Source organism: Wenzhouxiangella indolica (genome assembly GCF_042310355.1).
In the GTDB taxonomy this organism is placed as follows: domain Bacteria; phylum Pseudomonadota; class Gammaproteobacteria; order Xanthomonadales; family Wenzhouxiangellaceae; genus Wenzhouxiangella.
Genome location: NZ_JBHJMR010000001.1, coordinates 546026 through 559685 on the forward strand (window position 1 = coordinate 546026; position 13660 = coordinate 559685).

Below are 13660 nucleotides of genomic sequence, written 5' to 3' on the forward strand. Positions count from 1 at the left end.
TTGTTGAGAGTAATCGAGGGTGGTGATTGATATGGAACCGCGGATGAACGCAGATTAACGCAGATGAATGAAAAAGAATGGAACGAACCCTGGAGGCTGGTGTTGTTCTTTTTGTTTCATCCGCGTTCATCCGCGTTCATCTGCGGTAAGAACAATGCTTTAGAGGAATGCCCTAAAATGACCCGATGACGGACTTCGAAGAACTGATACGCCAGCGCATTGCCGAGCTCGAAGACCGGGCCGAGTCGAGCCGGGAGGCGACGGCGACGGTGGAACTCGACCAGACGCGGCAGGGTCGGCTCAGCCGGATGGACGCGTTGCAGGGTCAGGAGATGGCCAAGAATGCGGAGAGGCGTCGAATGCAGCAGCTGCAGCGCCTGAAGGCCGCACTGCAGCGTCTCGAGCGGGGCGAATTCGGGGAATGCATCGAATGCGGCGAGCCCATCGCCGAGGCGCGGCTGCGCGCCGATCCGGCGAGCACGCTGTGCCTGGACTGCGCCAGCGAGCTGGAGCAGCGCTGACGCGGTTACAATCGCGAACCGGAATTTTTTCAGGCTCGATCATGAACGATACCCGCAGCTTTCGCGTTCCGCATACGCTCGCCCTGCTGTTCTTCCTGATGGTGACCGCGCTGGTCGCGACCTGGCTGGTGCCGCAGGGGTTTTTCGCCGAGGATCCGGAAACCGGGCGGGTGATCCCCGGGTCGTACGAAGTGGTCGAAGAGCGCGAGTTGCTCGGGCCGCTCGATCTGTTCACGGCCATTCCGCGCGCCTTTGCCGACGCTGCGCCGATCATTTTCTTTTTGTTCATCATCGGCGGCGTGCTGGCCATCATCCGCGCGACCGGCACCATCGATGCGCTGCTCGGCCGCCTGCTGGAACGCTTCAGTGACCGGCCGGCGATGCTCATACTGGCGGTCGTGTTCGTCTTCGCGCTGGCATCCAGCGCCGTCGGCTCGTCGGGTGAGTACATCCCGTTCGTGCTGATTCTCGTCGCGCTTTGCCGGGCCATGCGCATGGATGCCATGACCGCCGTGGGCATGGTCATCGCCGGATACGGTGTCGGCTACGGGGTGGCCGCCTTCAACCAGTACACGGTGGTCGTGGCCCAGGATATCGCCGGCCTGCCGACCTATTCGGGCTGGCCGGTGCGCCTCGGTCTGCTGCTGCCGTTCGTGCTCATTGCGGTGCATCATGTCTGGCGATATTCCGAGCGGGTTCGCATCGATCCGGCGGCCAGCCTGGTCGGTGACACGCCGCCGCCCGAGGGCGCCGAACCGCCGGAGGACTATCCCCGTCTTCGCGCCACCCACGTGGCCATCGTGTTCGCATTCCTGGCGGCGCTGGGTGTGGCGGTGTGGGGCATCGCCACGCGCGGCTGGTACATGAACGAGCTGGGTGCGGCCTTCTTCATTCTCGGGCTGGTGGCCGCTGCCATCGGGCGTCTCGGGCCGAGCATTGCCTCGGAGAAGTTCATCGAGGGTGCGCGCGACCTGACCGAGACGGCCATCCTGGTGGGCATCGCCCGCGGGATCGCCCTGATCATGGAAGACGGCCAGATCCTGCACACCATCGTTCACTACCTGTCGCTGCCGCTGTCGCTGGTCGGCGCCGAGCTGTCCGCGGTGGGCATGATGCTGATCCAGGCGGTGCTCAATCTGTTCATTCCTTCCGGCTCGGGGCAGGCCTACGTCACGATGCCGCTGATGGCGCCGCTGGCCGACCTGGTCGAAGTGCCGCGGCAGGTGGCGGTGCTCGCCTACCAGATGGGCGACGGCTTCACCAACATGATCATTCCCACCAACGCCATCCTGATGGGCATCCTGGGCGTGGCCGGCGTGTCCTACGCCAGCTGGTTCCGGTTCTGCCTGCCGCTGATCCTCAAGCTCTATGCGGCTGGGGCGATCGTTCTGGTGGCGGCCGTCTGGCTGGGCTATTCGTGATGTCCCATGCTTGTGCCGGACGCCGGCCTCGCGGAGAATGCCCGCATGAATGAATCAAAGCAAAAGCAAAGAACGGCCCTGATTACCGGCGCGGCTTCGGGTCTTGGCGCGGCCATGGCTCGCCGCTTTGTCGGCGAAGGCTGGCGCGTCATCATCGCTGACCGGGACGAGGAAGGCGCTCGGGCGCTGACCGAGGAACTGGGCCAGGCCGCAACTTCGCTGACCATGGACGTGACCGAGTGGAACGACTGGCAGCGCGCGGTCGAGGCGGTGGCCGAAGCCGGCAACGGGCTCGATGTATTGATCAACAACGCCGGGGTTGCCGTCGGCGGCTCGCTGGAAGAAACACCGCTGGAAGACTGGCAGTGGGTCACCGACATCGACCTGATGGGCGTGGTCGCCGGCTGCAAGGCCTTCGCGCCGGGCATGCGCGAGCGCGGCCGGGGGCACATCATCAACGTCGCCTCGTTTGCCGGGCTGGCCGGTGCGCCCCAGATCAACGCCTACGGCACGGCCAAGGCCGGCGTGATCGCCATGTCGGAAATGCTTCGGATCGAAATGGCAGCGGCCGGTGTCGAGGTCTCGGTACTGTGCCCGGCTTTCGTGCGTACCCGGCTGACCGAGACCATGCGGGCGCCCGACAGCGGCTATCAAAAGCGCGTCGAGCGCTGGATGGACAACTCCGGCGTGACCGTCGAGGACGTTGCCCATAAAGTCTTCCGGGCCGTGGAAAAGCCGCGGTTCATGATCCTCACTCACGCCAACACGCGCTGGCTGTGGCGGCTCAAGCGCTGGTTTCCCGGTCTGTACTACCGGATGATGGTGCGCGGCGTGCGCAAGGCGATGCAGCGCCAGCGCTGACCGCGGGGGCTACAATCCGCTTTCGTCCTCACCCCAGGTGCGGGCCATGATCAGGTAGACGAACGAGGCCGACCAGGTGATCAGCATGAAGCCCACAAGCGCCTCGGTGCCGGCGAGGAAGCGCACCGGTCCGGTGGCGAACAGGTCGCCCCAGCCTACCGTGGTGTAGGTGGTTGCTGAAAAATAGATGCAGTCGAGAAAGTTCAGCGAACCGTAGCCCTCGATGGCGCCGAGCTCCGGTAAGGACAGCAGGGCCCAGTAGGCCAGGCCGAACAGCCAGATCTCGGCGATGTGGGCCAGCAGCAGGGCGAACATCACCATCAGCAGGGTGGGGCGGTGGTGATGGTGACTGCTTCCTCTGCGTCTCAGGCGCCGCTCGGCACCCCAGCGATTGAGCGCGGCGATGACCTCGAAATGAAAGAATATGGCCAGCATGACCACGACGAGTGTGGTCAGGGCGACGGTCCATTCCGCGCTGCCGATTTCGCCCATTTTCCAGCGTCAGCTAGTCGATCACGCCCAGGCGCTTGCCGACCCGGGTGAAGGCGTCGACGGCCTGCTCGAGATGTTCGCGGGTGTGGGCGGCAGAAATCTGCGTGCGGATCCGCGCCTGGCCCTTGGGTACCACCGGGTAGAAGAACCCGATGACGTAGATGCCTTCTTTCAAGAGTTCGTCGGCCATCTTCTGCGCCAGCGGGGCGTCGTGCAGCATCACCGGTACGATCGGGTGCTCGCCCGGTAGCAGCTCGAAGCCGGCGTCGGTCATCGCCTGGCGGAAGAATTTCGTGTTCTCGGCGACGCGATCTCGAAGCTCGCTGGATTCCGACAGCATTTCGAAGACCTTGAGGCTGGCGGCGACCAGGTGCGGCGCAAGGGAATTCGAGAACAGGTAGGGCCTGGATCGCTGGCGCAGCAGGTCGATGACCGGCTGGCTGGCGACGGTGAATCCGCCCATGCCGCCGCCCAGTGCCTTGCCCAGGGTCGAGGTGAAGATATCGACCTTGTCCATCACGCCGTGATGCTCGGCCGAGCCGCGGCCGGTGGGGCCGAAGAAACCGGTGGCGTGGCAGTCGTCGACCATCACCAGCGCGTCGTACTTCTCGGCCAGGGCGGTGATCTCGTCGAGCTTGGCGACATAGCCGTCCATGGAAAACACGCCGTCGGTGGCGATCAGTCGGGTGCGCTTGTCCTGCGTTTTCTGCAGGATGTCTTCGAGCGCTTCCATGTCCGAGTTGGGATAGCGATGCCGCTCGGCCTTGCACAGGCGCACGCCGTCGATGATCGAGGCGTGGTTGAGCTGGTCGGAAATGATCGCGTCTTCCGGCCCCAGCAGGGGCTCGAACAAGCCGCCGTTGGCGTCGAAGCAGGCGGCGTAGAGAATCGCGTCGTCCTTGCCGAAGTACTCGGCAATGGTCTTCTCGAGCTGCTTGTGCAGGTCCTGCGTGCCGCAGATGAAGCGTACCGAGGCCACACCGAAACCGTGGCCGTCGAGGGCTTCCTTGGCCGCGGCGATGATGTCGGGATGGTCGGCCAGGCCGAGGTAGTTGTTGGCGCAGAAGTTGAGCACCTTGCCGCCTTCGAGCGTCTCGATCTCGACCCGCTGCGGCGTGGTGATCTGCCGCTCACGCTTGTACAGCCCGTCGGCTTCGATCTGCTCGAGTTCGTCCTGCAGTCTCCGGAGAGTTGATTGGTCGCTCATGTCTTGTTGGCTCCGGTTGGTTCGAAGGTTTCAGGTTTCAGGTTTCAGGTTTCAGGGGCGGGCTTCGGAATGGTTTTCCTGAAACCTGAACCCTGAAACCTGAACCCTATTCAATGTCGCCGGTCCAGTCGCAGACGATCTTGCCGCACTGGCCCGAGGCCATCAACTCGAAGCCTTTTTCGAAGTCGTCGATGGCGATCTGGTGGGTGAGTACCTTGTGCAGCGGGAAGCCGGTGAGAACCATCTGGGTGATCTTGTACCAGGTCTCGTACATGCGCCGGCCGTAGATGCCGTGCACTTCCAGGCCCTTGAAGATGACCTGGTCCCAGTTGATGCCGGCATCCTTGGGCAGCAGGCCGAGCAGGGCGACCTTTCCGCCGTTGTACATCAGATCCAGCATGTCGCGGAAGGCGTGCGGGTTGCCCGACATTTCCATGCCGACGTCGAAGCCGTCGATGTCGAGCTCCTTGCGCACGTCGAGCAGGTTTTCCTCGCGCACGTTGACGGTGCGCGTCGCACCCATGTCGCGGGCGAGCTGCAGGCGGTAGTCGTTGACGTCGCTGATCACGATATGGCGCGCGCCCACGTGTTTGGCGATACCCGCGGCGATGATGCCGATCGGCCCGGCGCCGGTGATGAGCACATCCTCGCCGACCAGGTCGAACTGCAGCGCGCAGTGCGCGGCGTTGCCGAAGGGATCGAAGAACGCGGCCAGCTCCGAGGGAATCTCGTCGGGAATCGGCCAGAGGTTGGTGGCGGGCACGACCACGTACTCGGCAAAGCCGCCGTCGCGGTTGACGCCGATGCCCTCGGTGTTGGGGCAAAGATGCGGCTTGCCGGCGCGGCAGTTGCGGCACACGCCGCAGACCACGTGTCCTTCCGCGGAGACGCGCTGACCTTCCTCGTAGCCCTGCACGCTCGAGCCGAGCGTGGCAATTCGGCCGACGAATTCGTGGCCGAGGACCAGCGGCGGACGAATCGTGCGCTGCGACCAGTCGTCCCACTGGTAGATGTGCAGATCGGTGCCGCAAATCGAGGTCTTCTCGAGCTTGATCAGGACCTCGTTCGGGCCCGGCGCGGGAACGGGAACCTCGCGCAGTTCCAGGCCGGGAGCGGCATCGGGCTTGACCAGCGCGCGCATGGTGCTCGTCATGGAGAAACTCCGATTGAAAACAAGTCCGCCATTATAGTCGACAAGGTCCGATCCCCGCTCAGGAGCGGCCGTTGGCGAGCGCAGCGACCAGTGCCGGAAGCCAGGCCGCCGAAGAACCGGCCAGGTGCCAGTGCGCGAAGCGGGTGAGTTCGTTCGTTTCGGGGTTGATGTCGATGAGGGTGGCGCCAGCGCGTGCGGCCGCCACCGGCAGGCTGGCAGCCGGCTGGACGGCGCCGCTGGTGCCCGCCACGATCATCACTTCGCAGTCCTGCGCTGCCGCGAAGGCCGCGTCGAGGATGCCGGCATCGAGGGCCTCGCCGAACCAGACCACGTCCGGTCGAGCGAGACCGTCGGGATGGTGTGGCGAGGGCGGCGGATGCGCTTCCCGGTGGCGCTCGATCCAGTCGGCATCGATGGGCCGCCGGCTGCGCGAGCAGATGTTGCGCTGGATGTTGCCGTGCAGCTCGAGCACTCCGGTCGATCCGGCCAGGGCATGGAAGCCATCGACGTTCTGGGTGATCAGGACCAGTTCCCGCACATGTTCCTCGAGCGCGGCCAGCGCTTCGTGGCCGGGGTTGGGCCGGGCTTCCGCAATGAGCTTGCGTCGCCACTGGTACCAGTCCCAGACCGTGGCCGGTTCGCGTTCGAAGGCCTCGGGGGAGGCCAGTTCCATCGGGTCGTACCGCGCCCACAGGCCGGTGTGGGCTTCGCGGAAGGTCGGAATGCCCGACTCCGCCGAGACACCGGCGCCGGTGAGCGCGCACACTCGCCGGGTTGCGGTGCTCAGGCACTCGATCAGTTTCTCGGGTAGCCGGTTCGGATCATTGCAGGTCTGGCGGGGCATGAATGTCTCCATTCTTGCGGGAATCGGGGCGTATGGGGCATTTTAGACCCCATCGTGCGCCATACTGGGCATCGGTAGAGGGAGAGGAATTGGATGTCGAACTGGCTGTTTCACGGGAGTATGGGCGCGCTGCTCGGCGTGCTGCTCGGCCTGGGGCTGGTCTACTTGACCGGCCGTGGCTGGCTGTCCGGCCGTGCCGAGCGGGAAAGACGCTCGCGCGAGGCCATCCTCCACGCCCTGGCACGCGCCGCGCGCATCCTGTTCAGCGCACAGGGAAACGACCGTGTCATGCCCACGGCGCTGGCCGTTCTGGGAAAGGCCGTGTCGGCCGATCGGGTCTACGTGTTCGAAAACCACAGCGATGCCGACAGCGGCGAACTGCTGGCGAGCATGCGCTACGAATGGACGCGGCCGGGGATCCGGGCCGAGATCGACAATCCCGACATGCAGGGGATGTCCTACGACCGCCTGATCCCGAACTGGCGGGCGCTGTTCGAGGCCCGGGAGCCGGTGGTGGGCTTTGCCGCCGACATGGACGATATCGAACGCAAGCTGATCGAAGCCCAGGAGATCCTGTCGATCCTGGTCGTTCCCATCTTTCTCGACGGCAAGTTCTGGGGGCTGATCGGCTTTGACGATTGCACCACCGAGCGCCAGTGGGGACAGGCCGAGATCGACGCGCTCGAGGTCGCTTCCGGAACGATCGGCGGGGCGATTCGAAGCATGCGCGCGGAAGAGGAACTGCGCCGGCTGGTCAGCACCGACTCGCTAACCGGCTTGAGCAGCCGGCGGGCCTTCCTGGAGCGGGCCGGCGACTTGTTCGACCGCTCGCGCGGCGGCGAGCGGGACCTGTCCCTGCTGATCATGGACCTCGATCACTTCAAGTCGATCAACGATCGCTTCGGGCACCCGGCCGGTGACGAGGCGCTGGTCGCCTTTGCGCGCATCTGTCGCCAGGTGCTCAGGGACGACGACCTGATCGGCCGGACCGGGGGCGAGGAATTCGCGGTGGTGCTCCAGGGGGCCGATGCCGAGCGTGCCGGCAAGCTGGCCGAGCGATTGCGGCGTGCGCTGGAAGACACCGTGCTGCCGGCAGAGGGGGGCGATATCACGCTCACCGTCAGTATCGGCGCGGCACCGCTGTCGGCCGATGAAACCAACCTCAATCACTGGCTCAAGAAGGCCGACGACGCGCTCTACGCCGCCAAGCGCAACGGCCGCAACCGCATCGAGATTGCCGATCAGTCCTGAGCTTCCTTCTGGCTGCGCACCAGGCCGTGCTTGCGCAGGATGCCGCGGAACTGGTCGTAACTCAGCTTCAGCCTTTCGGCCGCCTTTCCCTGGTGGCCGTCGCTGGCGGCCAGGGCGATCTCGGCCAGCCGCTTTTCCTGTTCGTCGAGCCAGCCACGAAGGTCGACCGGTTCCAGCGCGGGGTCGGGCAATCGAGCGGCGTCCTGTGCCGGGCCGGCCGGCCGCCAGGGCGAGGCAAATGGGTCGAACTCGATCGTTTCGACCGGCTGGTCCGGCTCGCTCAGTCGGTAGACCGAGCGCTCGACCACGTTCTTGAGCTCGCGCACGTTACCCGGCCAGGGATAGGCCAGCATGGCCTCGAGGACCGGTCGGGCGAATCCGGCGAAAAGCTCGCGCTCCAGCTCCCGCGTCATGCGCATCGCGAAATGCTCGGCCAGGGGCAGGATGTCCTCGCGGCGTTCGCGCAGCGGCGGCAGGGTGATCACGTCGAAGGCCAGGCGGTCGAGCAGGTCGGCGCGAAAGCGCCCGGCCTCGGCCAGCGCGGGCAGGTCGACGTTGCTCGCGCCGACCAGGCGAACATCGACTTCCAGGGGCTGGGTCGAGCCCAGTCGTTCGAACTGCCCGTACTCGATCACGCGCAGGATTTTCTCCTGGACGGCCATCGAGGTGCTGGCCAGTTCATCCAGAAACAGGGTGCCGCCGTCGGCGCGCTCGAACCGCCCGGCGCGCTGGCGCGAGGCGTCGGTAAAGGCGCCGGCCTCGTGGCCGAACAGCTCGGATTCGAGCAGGGATTCGCTGATGGCCGCGCAGTTGAGTTTGACCAGCGGCCCGTCCCAGCGCGCAGACAGGAAATGCAGTCGCTCGGCGATCACTTCCTTGCCCGTGCCGCGCTCCCCCACGATCAGCACCGGCCGGTTCAGCCCGGCCGCGCGCGAGACGTCCTCGAGGACGCTGAGAAAGGCGGGCGATTCGCCGATGACAGGTTGGTCGGTGGGGTTCATGACATCCGTCGGATGGGTTGGGTGCCTTGAGCGTATCTTACCGGCAGCGTCCGATGTGAGGGGGCTCGCGGTCGGGGGATAAGGGTTCAGGTTTCAGGTTTCAGGTTTCAGGTTTCAGGCGGCAACCGAGATCATTGCGGGGCGGCTTCGCCGCGAAACTTCCGTGCCCGGCCTGAGGGAATTGACCTTTCGCTTCGCACGAGGCAATCGCGGCGAAGCCGCCCACCACCGCGCAACAGCTGCCGACCTGAAACCTGAACCCTGAAACCTGAAACCTTATCTCCCAACTCAATACCTCCGCGACCCCTTACAATCCCCCAATGGCCAGGGCGAAGACGACTTACACCTGCCGCGAATGCGGCGCGAGCTTTCCCAAGTGGTCGGGGCAGTGCCCGGACTGTCGGGCCTGGAACTCCATGGAAGAGAGCGTGGTCGAGCCGGCCGGGGCGACGAAGGGGCCGAAGGGCCGGGGCAACTGGTCGGGTACAGCCTCGGCCGCGGTCAGTAACCTGGCCGAGGTGCGCGCCGAGGCGGCCTCCGATCGATTGTCGTCGGGCCTGAGCGAGCTCGACCGGGTGCTCGGCGGCGGGCTGGTGCCCGGCTCGGTGGTGCTGCTCGGCGGCGACCCCGGTATCGGCAAGTCGACCCTGTTGCTGCAGGCGCAGGATGCGCTGGCCGCCGGCCACGGCAGCCTCTACGTGACCGGCGAGGAGTCGGCCGCCCAGGTGGCCATGCGCGCGCGCCGCCTCGGCCTCGATCCCGCTCGCCTCGACTGCCTGACCGAGACCAGCCTGGAGGTCATCCTGGCCACGGCCGCCGAACGCAGGCCGGCCTTCATGGTGGTCGATTCCATCCAGACGCTGTGGACCGAGGCGCTGCAGTCCGCGCCCGGCGCCGTCGCCCAGGTGCGCGAGTGCGCCGCGCGCCTGGTGCAGTTCGCCAAGCAGACCGGCTGCGCGGTGGTACTCGTCGGTCACGTCACCAAGGAAGGCGCGCTGGCCGGCCCGCGCGTGCTCGAGCACATGGTCGATGCCGTGCTGTATTTCGAGTCCGACTCCGGCAGTCGCTACCGGCTGGTGCGGGCGGTCAAGAACCGCTTCGGTGCGGCCAACGAGCTGGGCGTGTTCGCGATGACCGACAAGGGCCTCAAGGCGGTGGCCAACCCCTCGGCCATCTTCCTGTCGGGCCAGGAAGAACCGGCCGCCGGCAGCTGCGTGCTGGTCACGCGCGAGGGAACCCGGCCGCTGATGGTCGAGGTGCAGGCCCTGGTCGCGCCTTCGAACCTGTCGAACCCGCGCCGGGTGGCCGTCGGCGTCGATCCCAATCGCCTGGCCATGCTGCTTGCGGTCATGAATCGCCATGCCGGCATCGTGGTGGGCGACCAGGACGTGTTCGTCAACGTTGCCGGCGGAATGCGCATCAGCGAGACCGCCAGCGATCTGGCCATCGCCCTGGCCCTGAAGTCTTCCCTGCGCGAGAAGCCCCTGCCCAAGGGCCTGGTCGCCTTCGGCGAGGTGGGTCTGGCCGGAGAGCTCCGGCCCGTGTACAACGGCGAGGAGCGCCTGCGCGAGGCGGCCGGGCAGGGCTTCGATCAGGCGCTCGTGCCCGAGGCCAACCTCAAGGGCGTGAAGGCGCGCATCACCGCGAAGGGCTGCCGGACGCTGGCGCAGGCCCTCGACGCCATCTGATCGACCGCGAAGAGTCGATCCAATTCCCTTACACTATTCAGAGCCGATTCAGGCCGGTGGTGCCAGTCTGTCACCGTCGATCTTCCTTCAAGGAGAAGGTACATGCATCGCTTCCTGTCCATGACGTCCATCGCCAGCGTAATGATGCTGGCGGCCTGTGTAACGATCAACGTCTATTTCCCCGAAGCGGCCGCCGAAAAGGCAGCCGATCGCTTCATTCGCGACGTGCTCGGCGAGGATGTGCCGGCCGCGCCGTCAAGCGAGCCGCAGGCCGCACGCACGCAGTGGTGGCACGCGCTTTCACCCGTGGGTACGGCGCACGCGCAAAGCCCCGATATCGACATCGACACGCCTCAGATCCAGGCCATCAAGGAACGCATGGCCGAGCGCCAGCGCGAGCACCTGGCCGCCTGGTTCGACGCCGGCGCCATCGGGTTCTCGAACGACGGCCTGGTGGAAATCCGCGACCGATCAGCCGTGAGCCTGGGCGATCGACGCAATCTCGAGCGCGTGGTCGGCGAAGAGAACTCCGACCGCAACGCCGTCTACCGCGAGATCGCCATCGCCAACGGGCACCCCGAATGGGAAGACGATATCCGCAAGACCTTCGCGCGTCAGTGGATCGCCAATGCGCGTTCGGGGTGGTATTACCAGACCGAGGACGGGTCCTGGACTCAGAAATGACTTGAAAGAAGGGTTCAGGTTTCAGGGTTCAGGTTTCAGGCGGCATATTTCGCGGGTCGCGGGGCGGCTTCGCCGCGCGCTCGGATCGAAGCCCGCGTAGGTCGGGGACGCGACCCCGACCTACAATTTTGTCCGGAACCCGGAACCCGGAACCCGGGACACCAAAACACAAAAACTCCAAAGAACCAAACCCCATGGGAAAAAGACGCCGGCGCCTGCCGACCGAACCAATTGACGTCGAAATCACGGATCTTTCGCACGACGGGCGCGGCGTGGGACGGCACGGTGAGAAGGCCGTGTTCGTGCACGGTGCATTGCCGGGCGAGAAGGTCTCGGCGAAGATCATCGGGCGCAACCGTCGTTTCGATGAGGCGCTGTGCGAGGAGGTGCTGGAGGCCTCGCCCCAGCGCGTCGAGCCCGACTGCCCCTGGTTCGATCGCTGCGGCGGATGCGCCCTGCAGCATCTCGATCACGCCGCCCAGGTCGAGTGGAAACACAAGCGGCTGGTCGACAACCTGGAACGACTCGGCGAGGTCAGTCCACACGAGTGGTGGCAACCGATCTCGGCCGAACCCTGGTACTACCGCCGTCGCAGCCGCCTGAGCGCCCGCCTGGTCCGGGGCAAGGGCCGCGTGCTGGTCGGCTTTCGCGAGCCGCAGGGGCGTTTCGTGGCCGATGTGGGCGACTGCCGCGTGCTGCATCCGGACTTCAGCGATCGGCTCGGGAGCCTGTCGGATCTGCTGGGCGAATTGTCAGTCGACGATGCCGTGCCGCAGATCGAGACCGCAAGCGGGGACGCGGCTTCGGCCATCGTCATCCGCCACCTGCGGGATCTGACTTCCGACGACATCATGAAGCTCAAGTCGTGGTCCGACGACAACGGCATCGCCGTCTACCTGCAGCCCAAGGGTCCGGACACGGTCCACCGGCTTTGGCCCGAAACGCATGAGCTGAGCTATCGGCTCGATGACTTTGACCTGGAAATGGCCTTTCACCCCCAGCATTTCATCCAGGTCAACGCCGCCATCAACCGGGCCCTGGTCAAGCGCGCCGTGGATCTCCTGAATCCGGGGTCCGACGATCGGGTTCTTGATTTGTTCTGCGGCCTGGGTAACTTCACGCTGCCGCTGGCTCAGCGCGCCGGCCACGTCACGGGCATCGAGGGCGCCGCCGAGCTGATCGAGGCGGCCGGGGCCAACGCGCGCCGCAACGGAATCGAGAACGTCGAGCTGGAAGTCGCCGACCTGACCGAAGACGTTTCGAGCCGACCCTGGTACCGGGCCGGCTTCGACGGCGTGCTGATCGATCCGCCGCGCAGCGGCGCCTTCGAGATCCTGCCGATGATCGCCGACTCGGGTGCGAAGCGAGTCGTCTACGTGTCCTGCAACCCGGGCACCCTGGCCCGCGACGCCGGAGAACTCGTCAGGCAGCACGGCTTCCGGCTCGCCGGCGCCGGCATCGCGGACATGTTCCCGCACACCGCCCACGTCGAATCCATCGCCTTGTTCGAGCGCCTATGAGCGAGCAACTTCCGCTGGGACCGTTGATCGTCGGGATCGACGGTACGTCGCTCGACGAGTCCACCGCGGACATGCTGCGTCAACCGGCTGTGGGCGGCGTCATCCTGTTCTCGCGCAACTATGAGTCACCCGAGCAACTTCGTCGTCTGACCGGAGAGATTCGAGCTCTGCGTTCGCCGAGGCTGTTGCTGGCCGTCGACCAGGAGGGCGGTCGCGTGCAGCGTTTCCGCGACGGCTTCACGCCATTGCCGCCGCTGGCCGTGCTGGGCCGCTGGCACCGCTCGCACCCGGACCGGGCCCGCGACCTGGCCTACCGTCACGGACGCGTGATGGCGGCCGAAGTGCTGGGGCACGGTGTCGATCTGAGCTTTGCGCCGGTGCTCGATCTCGATCGCGGCAGCAGCGTTATCGGTGATCGCGGCATGTCTTCGGATCCGGTGGTCGTTGCCGACCTGGCGGCCCACTACATCGCGGGCATGAAGGACGCGGGCATGCGCTGCTGCGGCAAGCACTTTCCGGGGCACGGTTCGGTCGAGGCCGACTCCCACGATGAAGTGGTGGTCGACGAGCGTGACCTGGACGCTCTGGAGGACGACCTTGCGCCCTTTACCGAACTGGCCGATTCGCTCGACAGCGTTATGATGGCGCACGTGTGTTATCCAGCTCGCGATCATGAGCCGGCAGGCTATTCGCGCGCCTGGGTCATCGAGATCCTGAGGGAGCGCCTGGATTTCCGGGGGGTGGTCATATCCGACGACCTGGACATGGCCGGAGCCAGCCCGGCCGGCAGCTTGGTGGAGCGTGTTGCAAAGTCGCTGGCCGCCGGGTGTGACGCGGTGCTGGTCTGCCGGCCCGAGTCGGCACGCGGGCTGATTGCCTCGACAGGTTCGTGGACTTCGCCCGGGGTCGGCACACTGGAGCAGCTTTACGGCCGCGCAATGGCCGAGTTGGAAGAGCAGGAGCGGGTGCCCGAGTTTCGGGCCTGGCGTGATTCGCTGCGGGCATTGAGCTGAGGAG

Annotated in this window: 13 protein-coding genes; 8 read left to right on the forward strand and 5 right to left on the reverse strand. The window is 65.8% G+C overall.

Annotated features, from left to right (window positions below; translation table 11 throughout):
* Positions 1–185 precede the first annotated feature (185 nt).
* From ACDC67_RS02620 to ACDC67_RS02630, 3 genes are read left to right on the forward strand one after another with little or no spacing between them, the layout of a single operon-like run.
* Entirely contained in the window at positions 186–521 is a 336-nt protein-coding gene (locus ACDC67_RS02620; RefSeq protein WP_376690336.1) for a TraR/DksA family transcriptional regulator, read from the forward strand.
* Between the two features lie 41 nt (positions 522–562).
* Complete coding sequence (locus ACDC67_RS02625; RefSeq protein WP_376690337.1) at positions 563–1942, forward strand: YfcC family protein; 1380 nt, start codon at positions 563–565, stop codon at positions 1940–1942.
* A 45-nt stretch (positions 1943–1987) separates the two neighbouring features.
* A complete protein-coding gene (locus ACDC67_RS02630) occupies positions 1988–2803 on the forward strand; it encodes an SDR family NAD(P)-dependent oxidoreductase (RefSeq protein WP_376690339.1) in 816 nt (271 codons plus the stop codon).
* A gap of 9 nt (positions 2804–2812) precedes the next feature.
* Here the strand turns inward: ACDC67_RS02630 and ACDC67_RS02635 are convergent, their stop codons facing one another.
* The 4 genes from ACDC67_RS02635 to ACDC67_RS02650 form a co-directional block, all read right to left on the reverse strand.
* Complete coding sequence (locus ACDC67_RS02635) at positions 2813–3295, reverse strand: ion channel (RefSeq protein WP_376690341.1); 483 nt, start codon at positions 3293–3295, stop codon at positions 2813–2815.
* 13 nt (positions 3296–3308) lie between these two features.
* Complete coding sequence (kbl, locus tag ACDC67_RS02640; protein WP_376690343.1) at positions 3309–4502, reverse strand: glycine C-acetyltransferase; 1194 nt, start codon at positions 4500–4502, stop codon at positions 3309–3311.
* Positions 4503–4608: 106 nt separating this feature from the next.
* The gene (tdh, locus tag ACDC67_RS02645) at positions 4609–5655 is read right to left on the reverse strand and encodes an L-threonine 3-dehydrogenase (RefSeq protein ID WP_459117367.1); all 1047 of its coding nucleotides are present in this window, start codon (positions 5653–5655) and stop codon (positions 4609–4611) included.
* A 58-nt stretch (positions 5656–5713) separates the two neighbouring features.
* A complete protein-coding gene (locus ACDC67_RS02650) occupies positions 5714–6499 on the reverse strand; it encodes an SIR2 family NAD-dependent protein deacylase (RefSeq protein WP_376690344.1) in 786 nt (261 codons plus the stop codon).
* A 93-nt stretch (positions 6500–6592) separates the two neighbouring features.
* Between ACDC67_RS02650 and ACDC67_RS02655 the strand changes: the two genes are divergently transcribed.
* Positions 6593–7750: a GGDEF domain-containing protein gene (locus tag ACDC67_RS02655; protein ID WP_376690346.1), complete on the forward strand. Its 1158-nt coding sequence runs from the start codon at positions 6593–6595 to the stop codon at positions 7748–7750.
* Here ACDC67_RS02655 and pspF read toward each other — a convergent pair.
* Positions 7741–8751, reverse strand: a complete 1011-nt coding sequence (pspF, locus tag ACDC67_RS02660; RefSeq protein WP_376690348.1) for a phage shock protein operon transcriptional activator — start codon at positions 8749–8751, stop codon at positions 7741–7743. The two genes, ACDC67_RS02655 and pspF, sit on opposite strands and share 10 nt — an antisense overlap.
* Before the next feature lie 320 nt (positions 8752–9071).
* On the opposite strand from pspF, the gene radA reads away from it, so the two are divergent.
* From radA to nagZ, 4 genes are all read left to right on the forward strand, one after another.
* Positions 9072–10439, forward strand: a complete 1368-nt coding sequence (gene radA / locus ACDC67_RS02665) for a DNA repair protein RadA (protein WP_376690350.1) — start codon at positions 9072–9074, stop codon at positions 10437–10439.
* A 102-nt stretch (positions 10440–10541) separates the two neighbouring features.
* Positions 10542–11123, forward strand: a complete 582-nt coding sequence (locus ACDC67_RS02670; protein ID WP_376690351.1) for a YdbL family probable chaperone protein — start codon at positions 10542–10544, stop codon at positions 11121–11123.
* A gap of 194 nt (positions 11124–11317) precedes the next feature.
* The gene (gene rlmD, locus ACDC67_RS02675; protein WP_376690353.1) at positions 11318–12643 is read left to right on the forward strand and encodes a 23S rRNA (uracil(1939)-C(5))-methyltransferase RlmD; all 1326 of its coding nucleotides are present in this window, start codon (positions 11318–11320) and stop codon (positions 12641–12643) included.
* Positions 12640–13656, forward strand: a complete 1017-nt coding sequence (gene nagZ, locus ACDC67_RS02680) for a beta-N-acetylhexosaminidase (protein WP_376690355.1) — start codon at positions 12640–12642, stop codon at positions 13654–13656. Before rlmD ends, nagZ begins: the two co-directional genes overlap by 4 nt.
* The last annotated feature ends 4 nt before the right edge of the window (positions 13657–13660 follow it).

Bases quoted from the DNA above. Each gene is read 5' to 3' on its own strand.
- pspF (WP_376690348.1), bottom strand. From the start codon at position 8,751: ATGAACCCCACCGACCAACCTGTCATCGGCGAATCGCCCGCCTTTCTC.
- radA (WP_376690350.1), top strand. From the start codon at position 9,072: ATGGCCAGGGCGAAGACGACTTACACCTGCCGCGAATGCGGCGCGAGC.
- rlmD (WP_376690353.1), top strand. From the start codon at position 11,318: ATGGGAAAAAGACGCCGGCGCCTGCCGACCGAACCAATTGACGTCGAA.
- nagZ (WP_376690355.1), top strand. From the start codon at position 12,640: ATGAGCGAGCAACTTCCGCTGGGACCGTTGATCGTCGGGATCGACGGT.
- ACDC67_RS02670 (WP_376690351.1), top strand. From the start codon at position 10,542: ATGCATCGCTTCCTGTCCATGACGTCCATCGCCAGCGTAATGATGCTG.
- ACDC67_RS02630 (WP_376690339.1), top strand. From the start codon at position 1,988: ATGAATGAATCAAAGCAAAAGCAAAGAACGGCCCTGATTACCGGCGCG.
- ACDC67_RS02635 (WP_376690341.1), bottom strand. From the start codon at position 3,295: ATGGGCGAAATCGGCAGCGCGGAATGGACCGTCGCCCTGACCACACTC.
- ACDC67_RS02620 (WP_376690336.1), top strand. From the start codon at position 186: ATGACGGACTTCGAAGAACTGATACGCCAGCGCATTGCCGAGCTCGAA.
- ACDC67_RS02650 (WP_376690344.1), bottom strand. From the start codon at position 6,499: ATGCCCCGCCAGACCTGCAATGATCCGAACCGGCTACCCGAGAAACTG.
- kbl (WP_376690343.1), bottom strand. From the start codon at position 4,502: ATGAGCGACCAATCAACTCTCCGGAGACTGCAGGACGAACTCGAGCAG.
- ACDC67_RS02625 (WP_376690337.1), top strand. From the start codon at position 563: ATGAACGATACCCGCAGCTTTCGCGTTCCGCATACGCTCGCCCTGCTG.
- tdh (WP_459117367.1), bottom strand. From the start codon at position 5,655: ATGACGAGCACCATGCGCGCGCTGGTCAAGCCCGATGCCGCTCCCGGC.
- ACDC67_RS02655 (WP_376690346.1), top strand. From the start codon at position 6,593: ATGTCGAACTGGCTGTTTCACGGGAGTATGGGCGCGCTGCTCGGCGTG.